Source organism: Eubacterium uniforme (assembly GCF_900167115.1).
In the GTDB taxonomy this organism is placed as follows: domain Bacteria; phylum Bacillota; class Clostridia; order Lachnospirales; family Lachnospiraceae; genus Eubacterium_S; species Eubacterium_S uniforme.
On the sequence record NZ_FUXZ01000003.1, the window covers coordinates 1 to 20,835 of the forward strand.

At 27.6% G+C, this 20,835-nt stretch carries 25 protein-coding genes; 3 read left to right on the forward strand and 22 right to left on the reverse strand.

What is annotated here, in order from left to right:
* The 19 genes from B5D16_RS01505 to B5D16_RS01595 form a co-directional block, all read right to left on the reverse strand.
* Positions 1 to 295: major capsid protein (locus B5D16_RS01505; RefSeq protein WP_143405013.1), on the reverse strand; the 295-nt coding region annotated here is incomplete at its 3' end.
* 95 nt (positions 296 to 390) lie between these two features.
* The gene (locus B5D16_RS01510) at positions 391 to 4,485 is read right to left on the reverse strand and encodes a VaFE repeat-containing surface-anchored protein (RefSeq protein ID WP_078765197.1); all 4,095 of its coding nucleotides are present in this window, start codon (positions 4,483 to 4,485) and stop codon (positions 391 to 393) included.
* A gap of 131 nt (positions 4,486 to 4,616) precedes the next feature.
* Positions 4,617 to 5,030 carry a hypothetical protein gene (locus B5D16_RS01515; RefSeq protein WP_143405014.1) on the reverse strand — a complete coding sequence of 138 codons (414 nt, stop codon included), beginning with the start codon at positions 5,028 to 5,030 and terminating at the stop codon, positions 4,617 to 4,619.
* Positions 4,990 to 5,319, reverse strand: coding sequence for a hypothetical protein (locus tag B5D16_RS01520; RefSeq protein ID WP_078765199.1), 330 nt, complete (start codon positions 5,317 to 5,319; stop codon positions 4,990 to 4,992). Before B5D16_RS01520 ends, B5D16_RS01515 begins: the two co-directional genes overlap by 41 nt.
* A gap of 12 nt (positions 5,320 to 5,331) precedes the next feature.
* Entirely contained in the window at positions 5,332 to 6,774 is a 1,443-nt protein-coding gene (locus B5D16_RS01525) for a CAP domain-containing protein (protein ID WP_078765200.1), read from the reverse strand.
* Between the two features lie 18 nt (positions 6,775 to 6,792).
* On the reverse strand, positions 6,793 to 7,407 hold the full coding sequence (locus B5D16_RS01530) for a putative toxin-antitoxin system toxin component, PIN family (RefSeq protein WP_159444247.1): 615 nt from the start codon (positions 7,405 to 7,407) through the stop codon (positions 6,793 to 6,795).
* Positions 7,379 to 7,564 (reverse strand): hypothetical protein, encoded by a 186-nt coding sequence (locus B5D16_RS01535; RefSeq protein ID WP_078765202.1) that lies wholly within the window; start codon positions 7,562 to 7,564, stop codon positions 7,379 to 7,381. Before B5D16_RS01535 ends, B5D16_RS01530 begins: the two co-directional genes overlap by 29 nt.
* Before the next feature lie 41 nt (positions 7,565 to 7,605).
* Positions 7,606 to 7,800, reverse strand: a complete 195-nt coding sequence (locus B5D16_RS01540) for a type II toxin-antitoxin system Phd/YefM family antitoxin (RefSeq protein ID WP_078765203.1) — start codon at positions 7,798 to 7,800, stop codon at positions 7,606 to 7,608.
* Between the two features lie 87 nt (positions 7,801 to 7,887).
* Positions 7,888 to 8,142 carry a type II toxin-antitoxin system Phd/YefM family antitoxin gene (locus B5D16_RS01545; protein ID WP_078765204.1) on the reverse strand — a complete coding sequence of 85 codons (255 nt, stop codon included), beginning with the start codon at positions 8,140 to 8,142 and terminating at the stop codon, positions 7,888 to 7,890.
* A 65-nt stretch (positions 8,143 to 8,207) separates the two neighbouring features.
* Positions 8,208 to 8,597, reverse strand: coding sequence for a single-stranded DNA-binding protein (locus B5D16_RS01550; RefSeq protein WP_078765205.1), 390 nt, complete (start codon positions 8,595 to 8,597; stop codon positions 8,208 to 8,210).
* Positions 8,598 to 8,612: 15 nt separating this feature from the next.
* Positions 8,613 to 9,395, reverse strand: coding sequence for an HNH endonuclease (locus tag B5D16_RS01555; RefSeq protein WP_078765206.1), 783 nt, complete (start codon positions 9,393 to 9,395; stop codon positions 8,613 to 8,615).
* Between the two features lie 434 nt (positions 9,396 to 9,829).
* Positions 9,830 to 10,360 carry a hypothetical protein gene (locus B5D16_RS01560; protein ID WP_143405015.1) on the reverse strand — a complete coding sequence of 177 codons (531 nt, stop codon included), beginning with the start codon at positions 10,358 to 10,360 and terminating at the stop codon, positions 9,830 to 9,832.
* Between the two features lie 36 nt (positions 10,361 to 10,396).
* Positions 10,397 to 11,440 carry a DUF5688 family protein gene (locus B5D16_RS01565; protein WP_078765208.1) on the reverse strand — a complete coding sequence of 348 codons (1,044 nt, stop codon included), beginning with the start codon at positions 11,438 to 11,440 and terminating at the stop codon, positions 10,397 to 10,399.
* Positions 11,441 to 12,368: 928 nt separating this feature from the next.
* The gene (locus tag B5D16_RS01570; RefSeq protein WP_078765209.1) at positions 12,369 to 13,178 is read right to left on the reverse strand and encodes a hypothetical protein; all 810 of its coding nucleotides are present in this window, start codon (positions 13,176 to 13,178) and stop codon (positions 12,369 to 12,371) included.
* Between the two features lie 8 nt (positions 13,179 to 13,186).
* Positions 13,187 to 13,552, reverse strand: coding sequence for a hypothetical protein (locus tag B5D16_RS01575; protein WP_078765210.1), 366 nt, complete (start codon positions 13,550 to 13,552; stop codon positions 13,187 to 13,189).
* A gap of 8 nt (positions 13,553 to 13,560) precedes the next feature.
* Complete coding sequence (locus B5D16_RS01580; RefSeq protein ID WP_078765211.1) at positions 13,561 to 13,890, reverse strand: hypothetical protein; 330 nt, start codon at positions 13,888 to 13,890, stop codon at positions 13,561 to 13,563.
* 5 nt (positions 13,891 to 13,895) lie between these two features.
* Positions 13,896 to 14,795 carry a ParM/StbA family protein gene (locus B5D16_RS01585; protein ID WP_078765212.1) on the reverse strand — a complete coding sequence of 300 codons (900 nt, stop codon included), beginning with the start codon at positions 14,793 to 14,795 and terminating at the stop codon, positions 13,896 to 13,898.
* A complete protein-coding gene (locus tag B5D16_RS01590; RefSeq protein ID WP_078765213.1) occupies positions 14,788 to 15,393 on the reverse strand; it encodes a hypothetical protein in 606 nt (201 codons plus the stop codon). Before B5D16_RS01590 ends, B5D16_RS01585 begins: the two co-directional genes overlap by 8 nt.
* Positions 15,377 to 15,709 (reverse strand): helix-turn-helix domain-containing protein, encoded by a 333-nt coding sequence (locus B5D16_RS01595; RefSeq protein ID WP_078765214.1) that lies wholly within the window; start codon positions 15,707 to 15,709, stop codon positions 15,377 to 15,379. Before B5D16_RS01595 ends, B5D16_RS01590 begins: the two co-directional genes overlap by 17 nt.
* Before the next feature lie 246 nt (positions 15,710 to 15,955).
* Here B5D16_RS01595 and B5D16_RS01600 point away from each other — a divergent pair, with 246 nt between their 5' ends.
* Genes B5D16_RS01600 through B5D16_RS01610 form a run of 3 tightly spaced genes read left to right on the forward strand, consistent with a single transcriptional unit; the run spans position 15,956 to position 18,189 of the window.
* Entirely contained in the window at positions 15,956 to 16,420 is a 465-nt protein-coding gene (locus B5D16_RS01600; protein ID WP_159444248.1) for a DUF2975 domain-containing protein, read from the forward strand.
* A gap of 28 nt (positions 16,421 to 16,448) precedes the next feature.
* Positions 16,449 to 16,658: a helix-turn-helix domain-containing protein gene (locus B5D16_RS01605; protein ID WP_078765216.1), complete on the forward strand. Its 210-nt coding sequence runs from the start codon at positions 16,449 to 16,451 to the stop codon at positions 16,656 to 16,658.
* A gap of 1 nt (position 16,659) precedes the next feature.
* Positions 16,660 to 18,189 (forward strand): DUF4153 domain-containing protein, encoded by a 1,530-nt coding sequence (locus tag B5D16_RS01610; RefSeq protein WP_159444249.1) that lies wholly within the window; start codon positions 16,660 to 16,662, stop codon positions 18,187 to 18,189.
* 63 nt (positions 18,190 to 18,252) lie between these two features.
* Here B5D16_RS01610 and B5D16_RS01615 read toward each other — a convergent pair whose 3' ends face one another.
* From B5D16_RS01615 to B5D16_RS01625, 3 genes are all read right to left on the reverse strand, one after another.
* The gene (locus tag B5D16_RS01615; RefSeq protein ID WP_159444250.1) at positions 18,253 to 19,221 is read right to left on the reverse strand and encodes a DUF5071 domain-containing protein; all 969 of its coding nucleotides are present in this window, start codon (positions 19,219 to 19,221) and stop codon (positions 18,253 to 18,255) included.
* A gap of 65 nt (positions 19,222 to 19,286) precedes the next feature.
* On the reverse strand, positions 19,287 to 20,051 hold the full coding sequence (locus B5D16_RS01620; RefSeq protein ID WP_078765219.1) for an EFR1 family ferrodoxin: 765 nt from the start codon (positions 20,049 to 20,051) through the stop codon (positions 19,287 to 19,289).
* Positions 20,052 to 20,124: 73 nt separating this feature from the next.
* Entirely contained in the window at positions 20,125 to 20,820 is a 696-nt protein-coding gene (locus tag B5D16_RS01625; RefSeq protein ID WP_078765220.1) for a polysaccharide deacetylase family protein, read from the reverse strand.
* Between the last annotated feature and the right edge of the window lie 15 nt (positions 20,821 to 20,835).

Consider the following 20,835-nt stretch of genomic DNA (forward strand, 5'->3'; position numbering starts at 1 on the left):
AAAGCGAAACTGAGATGATTAATGATGCTGCAGCAAGTTTCTTAATGTTTTGCATTATTTCTGTTCCATTACCACCAGATATACTGGATGCCAAATCCACAACTGCAATAACTGCAAAAATACCGCCACCTGCAGCTGCAATTGAAATTATAATATTCTTAAAAGAATCAATACCTTTTGTAACTTTAGAAACATCTACTTCTGTTTCTTTTTCAGCAAATACGTAAATACTATTTACTAATAAAATACATAATGTTGTTAAAATGCATGTTATTCTTTTCTTTAATTTGTTCATATTATCCTTCCTTTCTTACCTGAAAAAAGAGAAAAATTTCTCTAATTTCAGGTATTAAAAAAAGACGAATTTCTTCGTCTTAATATTCATTGTTTTTAATTAAATTTTTTATTATATTTTTTCTTTAATAAAATCATGCTAATCAAACCTAAAAGAGATAATAACATGATTTCCATCATTACTGGAATTTTAGATGTATCTCCTGTTTGTGGTGGTATATAATGAGGTGGTCTTTCAACTGTAATAGTCTGACTTACTGAAGTAATATCCTTATGTTCAACTACTTTAGCCTTAGTTTTATAATCTATTACTTCCTCAAATATTACATAATCGCCTACATTTACATTGCTAATATTAAATTTAAACTCAACATCAACAACATCATTTTCCTTTTTACATGTAAATGTAGTTGAACCTGTAACTTTTTTGCCATCTACCATGAGTTCCTTGCCTGTTTTCTTATCCATAAGCACACCAGTTACTGTATATTTTCTTCCTGGAGTTAAATTCTCGAATCTAACATTATCAACTATTGTTGCGATGTCTCCTGAAACCTTTTTATCTCCATCTAATTTATCTGTTGCTGTTGTATTAGCTTTTGGATAATTAACTGTCTGATCTTCATCATCCTTATCTTCATGCTTTGATACTCTATGATTATTTGTATCTGTTAAATATTCAAATACAACTATGCTACTTCCATTTAAATCAAATGCCTTCTTATCTTCTGTATAGATTTTATCTTTTTTAAAGGTAAATACAACTTCTTCTGAACCATTTGCTTCAGTTGGAATAAAGTTTACTGTTTTTTTGATTTTACCCTTATCATCATAAAGATATGAGCCTGTATTTGAATCAACTAAATATCCAGTTAATGTATATTTCTTGTTTGGAATAAGGTTTTCATATGTTACTGTATCAATGATTGTAATCATATTATCTGTAATAAATCCTGTATGTTCTTTTGTTTCTCCTGAAACAGCTGTTGTATGAATTTTTGGAAAATGAACTGTTTGTTCTTCATCCTTAATATCAGCATGAGTACATACATCCTTAATGTCCTCAAATGCTACTGCTGTTAAGCCTTCAATATCATCAGGAAGTTCAAATTCAAATGTAACAACTACTGTTCCATCGCCAGAATCATCTGTTTTGAATGTAGTCTGAGCTGTAATCTCATTTCCATCTTTATCTAAGATTTTTGTATTTCCTGTTTCATCAGATTTATCCATAAGCACACCAGTTACTGTATATTCAGTATTTGGTTTTAAATTTTTATATTTTACTGTATCTTCTAATTTAATTTTACCTTCAGAAGAAGCTACATGACTATTAGTTACTGTATCAAGTAACGTTGTTTTTAAGTATGGTTTTTCTTTATTTGTAACATCAAACTTAATATAATTAGCACTTAACACATTTAAATCATCAATATCTTTACCATCAGCCTTAAAAGATAAAATATCATTATCTGTAATGTAATCTTCATAAATACTAAAGAATCCTTCAGGTGCTTTTATTTCTCTTACATAATATGTTTTCTTATCACTACATCTTACATAATCAAAATTAATCTTACCTTCTTTATCTGTAGTATATAATACTTCTTTTACTTTACCAGAATCATCTAATTTATTTACTAAATTACCATTTTCATCATACATTAATGCAGGAATCTTTCCTTCTTCATCTTCATATATTCCAAAAACAGCACCCTTAATAGCTTCATTTGTATCCTGGTTTTTCTTTATTAATGTTGGCTGAACATATTTATATTTATCAATTACTAAAATTTCATCTTCAACCTCTACTTCTTTTTCATTTAATAAAAGTATTTTTTTGCCATTAGTTATACTAAATTCAACTCCCTTTGCATAAGCTTCATTAATAGTATAATAATCACTTTCTGTATCAATTTCAGTAATTACTAATTTAAGATTTTTATTCTTATTAAAATCATTTTCCCATTTATCAAGCTGATTTTTCAAATCATTATCTACAGCTTTTTTACCATTTTCAATGTCATATGTTGTTGAATAATGATATTTTAATGAGGTATTAGCATTTTCAACAACTTGTTTAATACCTACTTTATAAGCATAAGATAAACTATTATATACTGAAGCATTTTCTACATTTTTATATGTTCCTGTACCATAATCAAAGTATTTACCATAAATATAGTTACCAGATACTTCTTTCTTAAATGATACTTTAATTTTAATAAAACCATCTTCATCTGTTTTTACGTTAAATTCATCCGTTGTAATTTTTTTACCATTTGCAACAACTGAATCAACATTATTTTTATATTCTCCCATATTAAGAGATAATTTAAATTCTGTATTAGGAAGAATTTTTCCATCTTCATCTGTTTTCTTAATAACAAATTCTTCTGAAACAACTCTATTAGCACTAAGTTTTCCTGTTCCATATGAATAATATGCATCAACTATAGTTGGATCTGCAGAACCTTTAGCTGTAGCTACTATTAAATTTCCATTTTTATTAATTCCAAATCTGCTAGTTGGAGTTAAAACAAAACCTTTTGCTGATAATTCATCTGTATCTGAACTACTACTAGCAATATATTTATTATTACCATTTGCTGTTTTATCAACATATTTTGAACTAGTGTATGTACCACCAGTTTCATTAACATATGTTCCTGCATTAGTCCATCCATTATATGTATATGAATCTGTAGCTGTTAAATTGTCTACATTTGATACTTCTGTCTTATCACGATAAATTTTAACCCATCTACAATAACCATCAAGACCACTATTTCTTGAAAGAGTATTTGAAGATTCCTGACCGAATATCCATGCATTACCTGAAGCATTTTCTACTTCCTTAATACCATAGAAATTTGGTTTATTAAGAAGTCCTGTATCACACCATATTTTAGAAATATCTGATCTAGTACCATTAGTTCCGTTTAAAAGAATACCTTCATTATCTCTAGACCATGTACCTCTTGCTTTTGAATAAGCAATGTTCTTTGTTCTGACAAGTATTGCTTCACTATTTTCATCATCAAATGCCTTTTTAATCCAGTACCACATAGTATGCGCTCCACTATCTGATGATTCACATTGAACTAATTTTCCATCAGAATCCTTATAAGCATATTTGGTTAATGATTTTTCGTAATCATTATATGTTACTAGTTCAGTCCATGAACTATCTCCACTTAACTTATACTTACCCCAGGCATATTCATTAGAATCTACAGAAAACTTAAATCTTAACTGAATATAGCCATTACTATCTGTTTTTACGTAAATGATTCTATTACTTCCATTCGTTGAAACTTCATCACGTTCAAAACTGTTTCTAACAGCTCCACCTTGATTAGTTGCAACTTCTTGAGTTAGTTTTGTTAATCTTCCATTAGAATCATACGTTGGAACTAACCATGTACCATTGTTTACTTCAATTTCTTCAAGATTTTTAAATCCCATGCAATTTCTATCATTATCAATGGCATGTCCAAAATCAGCTAATGTAATCTGAAAAACAAAGTTAGGAATTGCTTTTCCATCCTGATCTACTTTACGAAGCTTTAATCTCTGATAGTATGTTAATGAAGCTTTAAATGTTTCAATATCGACTGAAGCATTTACTGTGGTGCTATTCTCAGCAAATAAATCCATCATTTTCTGATTAGATTTTTTCTTTTCTGATTGATAAACATTTTCAACGGAATTTATTTTACCGTCGACATCAAATATCTCTTTATAAATTGCTCCAGAACCTATAACAGCTTGTATCTCATCAGTTACATCTGTCTTATCATTCGAATTATAAATTGCCCAGATAATAGCCTGAACGCGACTTCTTATTTTATCTGATTTATTACTTCTAGTCCAATATAATGCCAATTTTGCAACAGCACCAGCTCTAGTCATGTCAGATTTGCCTTTTGATTTATACTTCCATATATCATATGTATTATAACCATCGTTTTGATCTACATCATGTCCATTATTGATACAAAATACCATCTTATTACCCAAATCGTATTTCCACTTAGCTGTTCCTGTCACATCTGCGGAATTATAATTTTCGAAATGTAAATTAAACTCCGCAGCGTAAACCTTTGTACAATTGATAAAATTCATGTTAAAAATCAATGCTATTGCCATAATAAAAGCAATAACTCTTTTAAATTTTAAAACTCTCATTCTTTTGCTTCCTTTCTACTTTAAAAAATTTGTTTCTTAGTTCCTTGATAAAATTTCATGTAATCATAATCAACACTCCTTCCTTATTTTTTTGTATAAAAAAACAACTCTAAGAAGTTCTTAGAATTGTTTTATCTACTTTTACCTTTATTTAATTTTATATTATCTTTTTTATATGCATCCTTATATTTTCCTGGTGTTCCATCATAATCAAACAATCTATTCAACTCGTGTGTTTCTCCTATTTCTGTCACTCGAATATCTCTAATGCATTTAGATATATCTGGATATTCATATAAAAAATCTTTCAACAACACTTCAATAACCAAATATTTCATCGGTTCTTTACTTTCATACACTGAATATTGAGGATGCATAAAATCATTTGATTCAAAATATTTTTGAATAATTTTATGTATTTTCCTATAATCGCCACAAATTTCATCTCCAACTTTAGTATCAATATCGAAAGCTATAGATTTACGTGTCTCATTTTTATTATTATTAACCATGCGCTCTTGATTTTCTCCATTTTCTATTTTCATATTTTTCTTCATATTCTTTCAGGCCATCTAAAACATCTTCCTTAGTACCATCAATATACCACACACATTTTTTTAAAGACTTTCTTAAAATTGAATCATTTTTTATTTCCCATATAAATAAACCTATTTCTGCCATTGAATCCTTATCATCTCTTTCAAATACAAGGTAATCTACTTCTGGAACATTTACATTTTTATAAAATGTTCTAATTCTATTTTCAATTTCATCTTTTGTTTTTCCCTCATTTAATATTTTTTCCTCATCTAATTCAAATTTTATTGTTACCATAATTACTCCTTTCTACCATTCAGCTTCAATAGTTTTTATATTGATACCTGCAATATAATTAAGTGCCTTCATGCTATCGGCTGAACTAAAATTAGCATAACTAATATAGTTTTCTCCCATACTAATAGCACCATAAGTCATATTAGATAAAATATTATTCCTATGTCCTTTAGATTCCATCCAAAAATCAACAACAAAATAAATATCTTCACATACACTACTAGCATTTTCTGAACGACCTAAAAAATCATCAACTACAGCATTATTGTACTTATTTTTGAACTGATTTTCAATTATTACTATATCATCAGTTAAATATTCATGTGTTAACCCGTTTTTTCGTTTTGATCTCTTTACTGATAACGCATAAATAACATCAGACCATATTAATTCTTTTTTTCCATATTTTTGTCGAATTTTATTTTGATAATTAAATGCATCTTCTGAAGCAAATTTATCTAAAAAATATGTATGTTTAGAAAAATTCTTCATGTAATAAGTAATTTTAGGAACACTCCAGTGTGATGAAAAAATACTTTTTTTACATATTTTTGAAAAACTGCCATAAACGATATTATTATTTTTATCTAATCCATATGCCCTAACTTTTAATCTAACTTTAGAGCCATTAATTGCCTGTAAAAGTTTATAGCTATTATTTTTCTTTTTTACGGTTTTAACTTTAGTCCAGGCATATTTCTTTTTTCCATTTTCATACCAATATTTTGCATTTTCTCTACGATATACTTCATAACCTTTAAATTTAACTCCTGCCGATTTACCAAGCTTATTTAATTTTGCTTTTTTCCAGGTAAACAAGCAATAGGTTCCAGTATATTTACTCTTCTTACTGTAGTTTTTATACTTTCCTTTTGTTTTCCATTTTGGAGTAGTAAAATAATTTGTTTTACTTGTTGGAACAACAACCTTATTAATATCCCTTGTAACATTTGTTACCTGAATCATAGCTTTACTAGTTTTAATACTAATATCAATTTTTCTATTATTTGCCTTTACTTTAAAACATTTAATAGAACCTTTATATTCTTTTGAATCTGAATCATAATTTAAATTAAGCTGATCTCCTGTATTAAGATTTAAATCCTTAGCTTTAATTTTCTTATGATTACCTTTTTCTACCTCTAAATAAGATAAATTACAACTATAAACCGATGTTCCATTTATTAAAATATTTGATATGTATCTTTTTTTTGTACTAAAATAAAATGTTGCATAATCAAGTGTTTCATTAAATGCATCCCCAGGTCTATACTTTATAATATCAATACCTGCAGAACCATCATCTATTGAAATACTTACATCATAACCATAATCTTTATAACTAGTTCCTGGCTTTGTAACATATATGTTAGAGTTTTCATCTGCATATTCTGTTACTGGAAAAGATAAAATTGTAATAATTGTAATTAATAATACTGATAAAAACTTTTTCATAATGTTACTCCTTTCGTTTTATCGAGATTTACCTTTATTCTTTATAGGTTCGTCACTATTAATTGATTTATTAAAGTATTCTTCATTAATAAATAACTTTTCCTTTATACAGAATATATCATTAAGCATTTCTTTACCCAATGAATATTTAGGTTTAATAACATTAGTCTCAATTATCCTTTTAATATTCTCTTCGTAAACAAATCTATTTCCTACAAATCTATCTAAATAACCAATTATGCTTAAAAACATTCTTGAATCAATTATAAATGCATCTTTTGGATAATGCTTAAGATTACCAGTTACCAAATATGTGCTAAATTCCTTTGAATTTTCCTTAACTTCAAAAAAAGGAATATCATCTTTATCTTTTAAAACCATTTTTGTATGTTCAATATCATTAACCATTATTCCATTAGAAATGACATCATATAAAACATTAACAATAATATCCTCATCTAAACCCTTAAAAGAATCATAATGAAAAACTTTATAATATTCATTTAACATTCTTTTATCAAATACAGGAATTACATTTTGATTTTGTATTAATTCCAAAATATCATGTGGTGCTCCATTTGACAAAACTGAAGATATTAATACATTAGTGTCTACGACTGCGAATACTTTCAAATGTATATTTTTCTCCATTTTCTCTAATGTCCTTTCTTATTGTTTCTGTCAGTTCAACAGCTTCTTCCTCTGTTAATAATCTACCGTTTTGCTGTTCAAATTCCCTTCTTAATTCATCTATAGCTTCCATTAATGTTAATTTTTTAAATTCTTCCATACTCTTCACCTTCTTATCGTTAAATACTTTTTATCTTTATACTACTTTTTATTAAATAAACTATTATATGCTTCCAATCTTTGCAATCTTAAAATATTATTGTACTCTTCAAAATTCATAAGAACAACATTCTTATTATCTTTTCTAGTAATTATTACAACGTCATTCTCTTCAGTTACATAATCACAATATTCTTTTATATTATTTCTCACGTCTGTACACTGTGCAATTTTCATACCAATATCCTCCTAAATTTATACAATTTTTTGCATATCTTTATACTTCAATTGTACGTTATTCTGTACAGAACTTCAACCATTATTTTATTTTTTCTTATTATTTAATATTTGATTTGCCTTTATTTCACGCTCTTTTTGAGTATCTTCTCCCAAAAATTCCATTATCTTATCGAAATAAAATTCTTCCATTTTTAAAAGATTATTATATCTTTCAAAATCCATAAGAACTACGTTCTTATTATCTTTTCTGGTAATTACTACCACATCATTATTTTCAACTACATATTTACAATAATCTTTTATGTTATTTCTTACATCTGTACACTGTGCTATCTTCATTCATTTCTCCTCTTTCATGATAAAGCCTCTTAACATTCACATATCAAGAGGCCATATTAATGCATCTAAAACGGATATTCTTCATCTACTTTATCATTTACATTAACCGATTCTTCCAAACCAGAAGCTTTACTTTCAGCAAATTCAAAACTTTCTACTACAACATCAGTTGTATATACTTTTTTACCGTCCTTGTTAGTATAAGAACCAGTCTGAACTCTTCCTTCTACTATTATCTTCATGCCTTTTTTCAAGTACTTTTCAGCTACTTTTGCATTATTTTCGAATGATACACATGATAAAAAATCTGTATTGTTTTCACCATCTTTTTTATATTTTCTATCTACAGCAAGAGTATATCTTGCTATGCATCTTTGCTCCTGGGATTCTCCTTTTTCTGTATATCTTATTTCTGGATCCTTTGTAAGTCTCCCACTTATAATTATTTTATTCATGTTTTATACCTTCCTTTACAATTTTTTATCTGCTTTACTCGTCTTCGTTTTTTTACCTCTCGTTTCTACAGGATCATCCATTAATTCAAAAACTTCAAGAATAGAAAGTTCTGTTCCTTCAGGATATCTTTCCATAACTTTCTTTATTGCATCATTAATACCAAATTCATCATCTATAATTGTAATATTACAATTATTATCTTCATCTTCTTTAACACCAATAGTTTTTCTACTAAGAACAATTTCATCTGGCATATATTTACCGCAAATTTGGCAAGTATAATTATCTCGTATTTTTACTTTTTGTTTTAATTTTGGTGTTAAGAGCTTTCTTTGATTTTTTTGATGATATTGTTTTAGGGTACATTCATAGTTAATGCTGCGTAGTTCTTCTTCTCTTTTTAATAATGTTTCGTATGATGCAGACCATTGTGATTGAAGTACCTCTTCTTTATATAAGTTTTTCAATTTAGTTACTGTTCTTACTAGTAGTAATTGATAAGTATTACTATCATCTAATATCTTATTAAATTGCCCTTTTCGATATTTTTTTAATATACTTTTATTAATTTTTTCTGTACATTCTTTTTTCCAATTAATAACTTTATTTTCATGCTCTTGTATTAATCTAAATCCACCACTACATAGAAATTTATCTATTTCGTCATTTATATCTACGTTTCTCTTTCCTGTAATATCATGATAGCGATAAAAATACGGGTATATAAAGGGATTTCGTAAAATACAATACAGAACAATACAAATACTAATTATAATTAATAATATATATATTTCCATTTTTATTCCTCTAATTTTTTTATATTTAATTATGATTTTATTTTCCTGTCACTACTACCATTTTCGGTGGTAGTGAAAACTTATAGCATATTCTAAATACATTATCAAAAATGATACAGCCTTTCCCTTTGGGTATCGCTCCTATATCATTCATAACAAGTTGTCCGTGCATTTTACTTCCTTTCTATCTGTGAAGTATTCCGATTCTTCATATTCGTCATCTTCGTTCGAACCAACTAAAAAGGAGCTGATTATGAACAGCTCCTTTAATAGTGATATTGTTTTCTTTTTAGATTATTTATTATTTTCTTTTGTCTTTTTTAAGGCTTCAAGATATTTCTTTAATCTGTTTTCCTGAGCTTTTTTATCCATTTTTTCAACAGTTATTTTCATTCTATTCACTTCCTTTCTATTTTTTAGTCTGCTCTTTTTAATCATCTTGATCTACCACGAAGAATAAGATTATTATTTCGTTCAGGTTGAATAGCATGTTCTACTTCACATAGTTCAAATTCATAAAAACCATCTGGTTCTTCAACTATCACATATTCACCTTCTTCATTTTCTTCCTCTTCGTAATCATAACATTCAAGTTTGTCTATTTTATTTTTCTCATATCGTAAATATTCAGCAAATTCCATACCACATTCATCAGACCATGCTTCTATTTCTACATTAAACATATCACACGCTTCTTTATACGTTATTGGTATTATTTCCTTATTTTTTAATCTATCATTTATATCCCAACGTTCTGGTGCTATTTGCATACTTACTGCATTATCATATAATGCTGAAAATAATGACCATTTACATTCACCAATCAGGCTATATAAATATTGATTATCATTACTATCTAATAATTCTTCACTTACTGAAGCTCCTCTTCCTATCCAGTATATTCCTTTCTGTTTTAGAGCATTAATAAATGATTCGCAATTATCCTTTTCTCCTCTAACTCTCATTTGAAAAGTACAACAATTTGCCATTTTTTAACCTTTCTAAATGCTTTTACCTCTATTACCAATATTTCTGTCATCCATAGATTTAACATAATTTTCTCGACTATTCCACTCTAATACAAGCTTCTTTTCTGAATCATATTTATATACATGATCTGATAAATAATCTGTATTTTCTACGCAAGATTCATTAATCTCGTTAATCATTGCATTAATTTCTTCACTATCCATCATTTTATTATCCTTTAATGGAATAATAATCACCTCATGGATAGATGAAGGAATTATCATAAAATCACCTTCAAGTTTTTCTGAAATTTCATCCATTACTTTCTGTGATGTTATGCAAACAGAACCATCATATCCATTTGCTGATGATAATACATACATAGGAATAACTGAATCATTAGATAATCTTCCATATTCGTCGTTAAACATCATTTCAGCTATTGCAGGCTCCATTCCTGAATCGCTCATGCTATTAATAAACATATCTTTTAACACATCATGCATAGATTTAAATGTTGGCTTATAGTGGCTTTCAAAATTAGCTTCAGCTGTCTTTTTTAATGTTTCATAATTAATTCCAATCAAGCTCATGTGATTATTATTAATATGAATACTAGCTACTCCTTTTTCGTCATTTTTAAAGTCCTTTACTATGATTTTGTATGTAATAGCCAAATCATTAGAATATAATTCATGTGGAGCAAATTTTAACCTATCTGCATTCTTTTTAGCATTACATAATACAGGAACAATTTTATCTTTTAAATTTTCAAAATTAAAGTAATCCTTACTAATAAAATTAATATCATCATCCTTTGCTGCATCAAGATAATGCTTAGACATGAGTTTTAATGTATTATCAATTGAATCACCATCTTTATAAAATTTATAATACTGATCTAAATAAATTGTTGGTATAATTACCGAACCGTTATTTATTAAAAGTGTCTCTCTTCTCACATCATTATTTTTTAAAGCTAATTCAAACTCCAGCTTAGCATTACTATATTCTTCAGGTAAATAATCTAATACATGTTCTCTTACATATTCCTTATATTCATCTATACTTAACATTTAATACCTCCTTATGCTTCTTCCTATACTTTCTTTCAAAATAATTTAAACAAAACTTTATTTCATCCTCTCCAACCAGTTTACGGATCCTTACCACTACGCCTGGGTGAATGTCTTGAATAGATTATCACTTCATCATCTTCGGTTATTACAGCATAATAATTTTTCGATTCAATAATATTCTTACTAACCATGTGCTCTCCTTTCTTTAATTTTAGGTATACAAAAGGAGCCGACCAAAAGGTCAGCTCCAATAGATAAAAAATATTTAACGAATGAGAATTTCTTATATCTCATACTTTTACATTTTAATTATACCACAAAATTTTAGTCCGTTTAGTACAAGTTTAGTACATTTAGTCCGCTTTTTGAATTTTTTTATAAAAATCATTGCTATTTTTAAGCTTTTATGCTATTTTATAGATGTGCATATTAAATTTATCCAGATTTAATGCACTTTTCGAGTTTATAAAAAGGAGAGCATTATTGCTTTCCTTTTTTTATTGCCAAATTTACCTATAATAAATATTATATGTTTTTTCTTTTTTAGAGGTATATATTATATTTAGATATATTTAATAATAAGATAATTTATAAACAGATACTTTTATAGACCATTAGAAGTATCTGTTTTTCTTTTATTTTCAACACTTTTTATTTTTTGTATTTCTCAAATTTACACCATTTTTATATAACCCTACATAAATTTACACCATTTATTATTTTTATAAAACATAGAATTACACTCTTTTTAATTTACCCTGCATGGATTTACACCCTTTTTACAAAATAAAAAAGACTACCATCTACTTTCTGGAGCAAATCGCAGCCTTTTATACATAAAAATTCTATTTTTGTTTTGATAGCATTTATATCATCATTAAATAACTCATGTTCAGACACGCAAAATAGACTTACACCTAACTAATTATAGATTAGATGTAAGTATTCTATGGAATAATTTACTATTTAATTCCTTTTCCTGATATTGTACAAAGATATTGTTGAAGAAAGTTTCTATATTACCCTCTATACGCTTTGCATATTGCCTTATAAGGCCTGCAACATCAATTATAACAGTTTCCTCTGCTTTAATCTTAAAACGGCTTATAAGCCTTCTTATTAGGTGTATATTGTATGTCTCTCCATAATTACCATTCTCTTCCATGAATCCAAGCTTATGGAAATGAATTACATGATTTCTTTCTTCAGCATAAAACAACTCTGAATCCATTAATTTTTTAATATACAATCTAATGGTTCTACTCTTGATCATAAATAGTTCTTTTATCAACTTAAAAAACTCTTTTGTCTTTTTTCGATACGATACTACCGAATTATTAGATGTACCTGAAAAAGATAATAACTTTAAAAGGAGAAGAATCTCTCCTGCTTTTAATCTGTTAAGATTAGATAAAGATAATGCCTTTTTTGAAATATCAATATATCCATTATCCATATCTTCTTCATTATTATTTCTTACTATAAAATCATGATAGTACTCATTCTTAGTATTTTTAGAATGAATAACTAATCCTTTTCTTTCAAGCCCTTCTATTGCATTGTAAAAGCTTTTTTTAGTTATATTAAGAGCATTTATAGTTTCTGTCATTCTAACAGCTTTAACGCATCCAAATGTATCCTGGCATTTAACTAAAAACATATATAGCATTATTTCTGATTTTGTAACTTTTGATTTTATTAAATTATCTATATTTCTTCTATTAAACTTATCCATCGTATTCATTATTCCTTTTCGAGCTTATATTTTTTTCCATATGCCATGCTTAAATTAACAAAAGCTTGTGCATCCTTTTCTGAATTAAATTCAGCAACCACGTCGTCATTTCTTTCTATTATTTTTATTTTACATTTATGTGGTTCTTCTTCTGGAATATTCAAAAATTCATATATAGTTTTTTTATACAATTTTATATTATCGGAAACATACTTATTCATTCCCATATTAACTATTTTTTGAAATAGTTCTTCTTCTGTTTTAGGTAATTCCATGATATTATCATTTTCTTCTAATATTCTTAATTTTTCCATAATATCAAGCAATTCTTCATGTTTACTTTTACTAATCTTAATCTTTACATTATATTCCATAAATTCTCCTAAACATCAAGTGAATTAAGAAAATCATCCATCATCTTATCGCCTTCACTTTTTTCTTCGTATTCTTCTGATATTGTTTCTATAACATCATCAATTGATTTATCTTCTGGTATTTCATCAATAGTTTCATAAACTGTCTTTTTACCTAATGTTTTTATGATAATATCCAATTTATTAGAAATACTTTGTAATTTAATATCTTCATTCATCTTTATACAATCTTTAATATATCTTGATTTATGACTTTGAGACGATACCTTATTCCATAAAAGTCTATCTTCAGGGTTTTCTAAATTAAATCTTATAGTAATATTTTCATATTTATTCATATTTATTACCTCGATGCTAACAATTCATATCCTGATGCATTAAAAAATATGTTTTCAACGAAATCAGTTGTTGATTTATTAGTTTCAACATAATTCTTAATTACTGTACTTCCACCACCGCAATATATTACATTATCAGCAATTCCCTTAGCTCTTAATTCTTCTAAATAATTATTCAAGAATAATCGAATTAATTTTTGAACAAATTTTACTTTGTCTGCTGATAATGATACTTTTTTGTTTTGAAAAATGTCCTGTACCATATCTTCAGAAATATCTTCAGCATATTTATTCATATAAAATTTTCTTATTTCATTTATTAACTCCAATGTCCCTTTTTTATCTACAGAAAAACATTGATCATGAAGTGCTTTGCCTTCATTAAATGTAATCACATCAATAGTTCTGCTTCCAAAATCAACTATTGAAATCTTATCACTTAGATAATCGCCAAACTTTTCTGCTATTGCAGGAAATCCTTGTGGAAACACTTTTACCTCTTTTACATCAACTAAATATCTTTTACCTTCAAACTTAAAATCTAAATGTCTATTTTTTAATAAATATTTTTTGAATTTATCCTTTTGTTCTGTAAAAAATGAATATGGTAAACCAACACATAATACCACATTAGAGGCTTTAGCCATACGCTCTTTTTTTAATTCACGAGCTAAAGCAGCTAATGTTAAGATAAAGTATTCTTCATTGGTAGTCTTATCAGCTCCATGCTCGGTTCTATTCTGCCCTATTACAAAAACTCTATTATCATAAATTAAAATATCATCAGAAAAAGGCGGTTCAATTGGTTGCTCCTTAATTCCCGATTTAAAAATAGTTTTACTAGTTTTCATGAAACCATATCCATGATCTATGCCGATATAAGTCTTCTCATTTTTCTTAATCATAAAAATTCTCCTTTTCAACGTCAAATATAGTTCTTTGAATATTTTCTTTTTCTTCGTTAAATATTATTTTTTTATCTTTATTCCTGGCTAAATGAAGATTGTTATATTGACTATTAAATAATTTAACAATGTCTTCAATACCATTATTTAGAATATTCATTACTTGCCTATGTGATAATTTGTTTTCATCATGTTCTAGTTCATACCAAGAATACTTTAATCTATATTTTTTATTCAATACATCCTGCGTTAGCAGATCTAAACACGAAAAACAAATATCAACTCTTTTTATTTCTTCTAGCTTATCTAAATAATCTTCGTACATAACTAAATATTGATTTTTAGATTCTTCTAGAATCTTATTTGTTTTATCAATAATGTCAAACAAATCTGATTTACTTCCAGATGAACTTATTTTGTCCGTACTAGCTAGTGGTGATTTCATTTGTAATGAACTAAATAAGTCTTCTCTTAATGTTTCATCTTTCTCTTCAATATCTAGTATCTTACGTTTTAATAACATGGTTGCATCCCATATTTTTTGTTCTAAATCAGGATGAGATAAATAATACTTAACTGTATCATTTCTTATTTCCATCTATCTCTCCTTTAGTATTATCATTAATTATTTTCTTCACAGCATCAAAATATACATCCAATCTATCTGATATAGCTTTAATTGACATTCCCTGTTTTCTTAATAACAAGACTTGACTTATTATTAATTCATTTTGAGATTTACTCTTATTTGATATTTTTTCTGCTATATCAGCACTATACGGATCACATCTTTTCATTTCTCTGCTTATACTACTTTGATTCAATCCTAATATTGAAGCCATCTTTTTTTGAGATATACCTTTATTATTTAATGCTTCAATTTCTTTACGAATCTCGTAATTAATCTTTGCCATTCTACATCACCTTTAAAATAAAAAAATTGCATAGAATAGTTAAAAACTACTCTATGCAATATATTCTATAACTCAGCAAACAATATTTTAACAATCTTTAAAGTATTCTTTTACACTCAGCAAATGCCACCCATTTTATCGTTATTCATCATTTTCATATCGTTTTTCGATATATTTTTATTGACAAATGATATTTTATCGGTTAATATTAAAAAAAATAAATTTTTAAACATTTGGAGGATTAATATGAATAAAAAATACTCAGAGAATAAATTAATAGTTTTCACACGATATCTTATTTTATTTATGCTAGTAAGTGGGGTTGTAGTACTTATAACTCTACCATTCACTTTAAACATGTGTAAAAAATATGACTATAACGGATTGTCGAAGCACTTCTATCCAATCCTTATAATAATAGCTTTTTGTGGAGTTATGGCTCTTTTAATACTATGGCAATTAAAAAAAATATTTGATACCGTAATTTCAAATGATTGCTTTGTAAATGAAAACGTTAAAAGTCTTAACAAAATGTCGATATACTCTATTCTTATATCAATAGCTATGTTTATACGTTTGCTTATAAAACCAACATTAGCCTCAGCGGCAATGGTTTTAACATTTCTTATAGCATCATTATTCAGCAGAATTCTAGCAACAGTTTTTGAAAGTGCTATTGCATATAAAACTGAAAATGATTTTACTATTTAACATATCACCTATTTAGGAGGAAATCTTTATGGCAATTAATATAAATTTAGATGTAATGATGGCAAAGAGAAAGATAGGTGTTTCCGAATTAGCCGAAAAAATTGGAATTACACCTGCTAATCTATCCATCTTAAAAAACAATAAAGCAAAAGCAATCCGTTTCTCAACCCTTGACGAGATCTGCAATGTCCTCGACTGTCAACCTGGGGATATCATTAAATATGAAAGGAAGAATTAACATGAACGATGTATATAATCCTAATATAAATAATACCATTCAGGATATGGATAAAATAAAAGAAGAAAATAAAACCAAAGCAATTTTGCGATTCCGTATTATAGGCATTCCTTCTCTTCTATATGGTTTTATATGCGCCATATCACTTTATAAAGCATACAGCGGAATCTTCTCAGTATTTGCTGCTATAGCTACTGTTTGTTATACATTACATGCAGCGCATACATTTAACAAAAAAATTGGAAAGTTTATATACTTTAATTGTACAATTAGTATTTTACTATCTATTTCAAATTTTATTACTGGTAATGAAATGATTATATTTTTTAATTACTGTGGAATACTATTATTAACATTAGTTAATGGCTTATATCTTTTTGCTAATCTGGAAAATGTAAGTTTTACAGAACACATAAAACTATTAATATCAACTGCTATTAAACCAATTTCACATATTGCTAGTCCTATAGGCGATTTGATATCATCAAGAGAACTAATTAAAGTTAAAAAAGATTCAAAAATATTATACGTAATACTTGGTATTATTATTACTATACCTACTATTCTTTTAACAGGTTCTTTATTATCTAGTGCTGATAAAGTATTTAGTAATTCTTTTGAATCTGTACTTATGTTTTTTGATTTTGATTATTTATATGGACATATAATGGGACTTGCTTATATTGCTATAGCTACTTATCTTGGTTCGTATTTATTTGTAACATATCTTTCTACAAAAGAATTTGCTCCTCACAAAGGAAAAATGCATGAATTCGAACCCATCATTGCTATCATAGTTAACTCATCTATTTCATTAATGTATATGGTTTTCTGTGCAATCCAAGTTTATTATTTATTTTTCCATGCAGGTACGTTACCAGAAAACTATACATATGCTGAATATGCAAGAGAAGGATTTTTCCAGTTACTATGCGTTTGTTTCTTAAATGTAATCATAGTTCTTATATGTAATGAATTTTTTAAGGGTAATAAGGTTCTATCATATATAAATGTTGCTATAAGCATTTGCACATTTATTATGATTGCATCAAGCACATATAGAATGTTAATGTACATAAACGAATACGGACTTAGTACTACAAGAATATTTGTATTATGGTTCCTTATGCTTCTTGTATTTATTATGACTGGTCTAACAATTCAAATTAAATATAAAGAATTTAATTTCTTTAAGTATTCAGTAATCATAACATCTATGTGTTACCTCTTACTATCCTTTGGACATATTGATTACTTTATTGCATATTATAACTTCAATATGTATGATAGTGATAAACTGTATAGAAGTGGCTATGATTTTTTCGATAATCACGTTGATATAGAATACATATCTAATTTATCAACAGATGCTGCTCCAGTAATTCACGATCATTACGATGAGTTTTTATATTCAGGCATGATATCAGATAATTATTACTATAATCATGAACTCGACAAGGTTGGAATCAGAAATTTCAATGTATCACATTATATAGCTAAAAATTTACTTGAAGAAAACTTAGATAATTAATTTTTTTTAAAAAAGAACATCTCTGTACTAATGCTGTACAAAGATGTTCTTTTTTTATCCATATTATACTTCTTTATTCACATATGCGATTTCAGAAATCTTTATCAACTTATCACCACTAAACTTTGCTTCAACAACATATGGCATCCAATTTACAATTCTAAGAAAATAATCATAGTCATACATGGAATTATATTTATTTAAAATAGTACTAAGTGCCGTCCCATGTGTACCAATAACAATAGTCTTTCCTTTATAATTTGTAAGGATATCACCAAGAGCTTCAGTATTTCTATCCTGTACAGATTTTAAACATTCACCATTCTCTTCAGCGTATGTAAAATCATTCCATCTTTTCTTCAAAGATTCTGAATCATAACTACCACATTTTCTTTCTCTTAATCTTTCATCAACTAAAATATTAATTTTATAGTAGTCTGCCGCCTCCTTAATTGTATCCATACTTCTTTTATATGGGCTACACATAAATACATCTATGTTTCTACCATTCAAAACCTTCAGTACAATTTTACTATCTTCAATACCCTCCTCTGAAAGCGGTCTGTTTCTATCATCCTCGCCATACACAGATTTTGCATGTCTTACAAAAATAACTGTAGTAATGTTATCTGGATTTTTATAATCCTCTAAATATGTTCTAGCTGCTTCGTCAACTAATTCTTCCTTTTCTTCATTAGTAGGATTATTAGCAATTCTCCTAATTTCTTCTAACACCAATTCGTCACTTGGATATAAAGACCATTCATAAAGCAATTCACTAATAATATTTTTCTTCCATTCCGCGTCTTTCTGCTCTACCTTCAAAACTTTCAGCAAATGCTTTTCAACAACATTTTTATGCACCCCTAACACTTTAATTACATACTTTGCTACAGGCCAATTCATATCCTGTATCCAATTCAAAAGACTTGAAACAACTCCTTCAATCTCCTCATCACTTAACAACATTAATTTCCCAATTCCAGAAACATCATGTTTATCCTTAGGAATCAAGTCCTTATAATCATTCATACAACACCTCATCAAACACTTAGTATCAAAATAATACTATCTTACCCCTATTTTCAATCTATGAATTAATCCAAATAATTTTCAATCAAGCTTTGCACTACTACCTTTTTACCAAGAAGTGTAATTGCTCGCTTTGGACAATTATTAACACATCTATAACACATAGTACATCTATTATTTGAAACTGCCTTTCCATCAACCATCTTTATATTATTCATCGGACATAAACTTTCACACTTCCCACATCCAACACAGGATTCTCCATCTATCTTTAACTTAGATGAATATTCCTTTGTATGATGTCCAAAGTATAATCTCTGTCCAAAGAGTCCTGCCATTCTATAAAAAAATCCCAAGCCTTCTTTAGTCGGACTTCCCGACTTTAATTTAACAACGGAAGTTTTTATTTTTTCTTCAGACTTTTTGATTGTTTCTTTATTCTTTTCTAATGGATGTTTTAATAGTTTTACATCACCGATGCTATCAGGCATTTGTACATGCAAACCACCTACTACTTCTGCTCCGAATTTTTTAAGAAGTCTTGCAAGCATACCTGAACCATCTCCACTAAACAATCCCATAGTAGCAATAACAAATACTTTTTTATTATTCCATAATTCTTTATTATCAATAATAAAATCTCTAAGGATTTTTGGTACTGTACTATACATTACAGGATAAGAAAATACAATCATATCCTCATCTTTAATATTTTCACATATACTATCATCTTCTATTGAATATATATTTACATCCTTATCATATTCCTTACAAAAAACTTCAAGAGCATATCTTGAATTTCCTGTTCCACTAAAATAAACTCCTACCATCTTTAATTCTTACCCTTCTATCATAAATTTTAACATGTATAATTTAAACTACTCCGTAGCCTGTTTAACTATCTTATAAAAATTTAGGTTCTATAAATTCTACACCCTTTTCCATTACATAACCTAGAATTTGTTTGTAGTAATTTGGTACTAACTCCTCTGTCTCATCATGAGCATGAATAATAAGAAGATGTTCTGTACCATCTACTAACAAACCTGCGCCACTTTCAGGATCAACATAATGAATCATTTGCATTACATTGTCCATTGTAAAATCACTACCTTTTCGAATACAATATTCTCCGAAATCAAAAGTCCAAAATGTATCAATATCTTTATCAAGTCCCATTTCTTTCCATGTAGCAAATGGAATACTAGTATCATCTAGTTTATCAAAACCTTTTTCTTTAAAATATTTTTGAAGAGCTTCTTTGTTCTCTCCACCCTTATCACCATATGGAAATCTAAAAGGTCTATACTTTCTTTCTACTCCAACTCTTTCATATAACTTATCTAATACTTCTTCACACTTTTCAATTTCTTCTACACATTCTTCAAAACTTAATTCTGAAAAATGAGGATGTGAATAACTGTGATTTCCAATAATCATTCCTTTCTTAAGTGCATATTCTGCTTCTTCAGGAAGTTTTTCCATATTTTCTCCCCAGCCAAACATAACTGCCTTAATTCCATTTTCAACAAGATAATCAACAATCTGTGGTGTGTTCTTTGATGAAATATCATCAATTGTAAGTACTGCTTTAATCATAGTAACCTCCAGTTT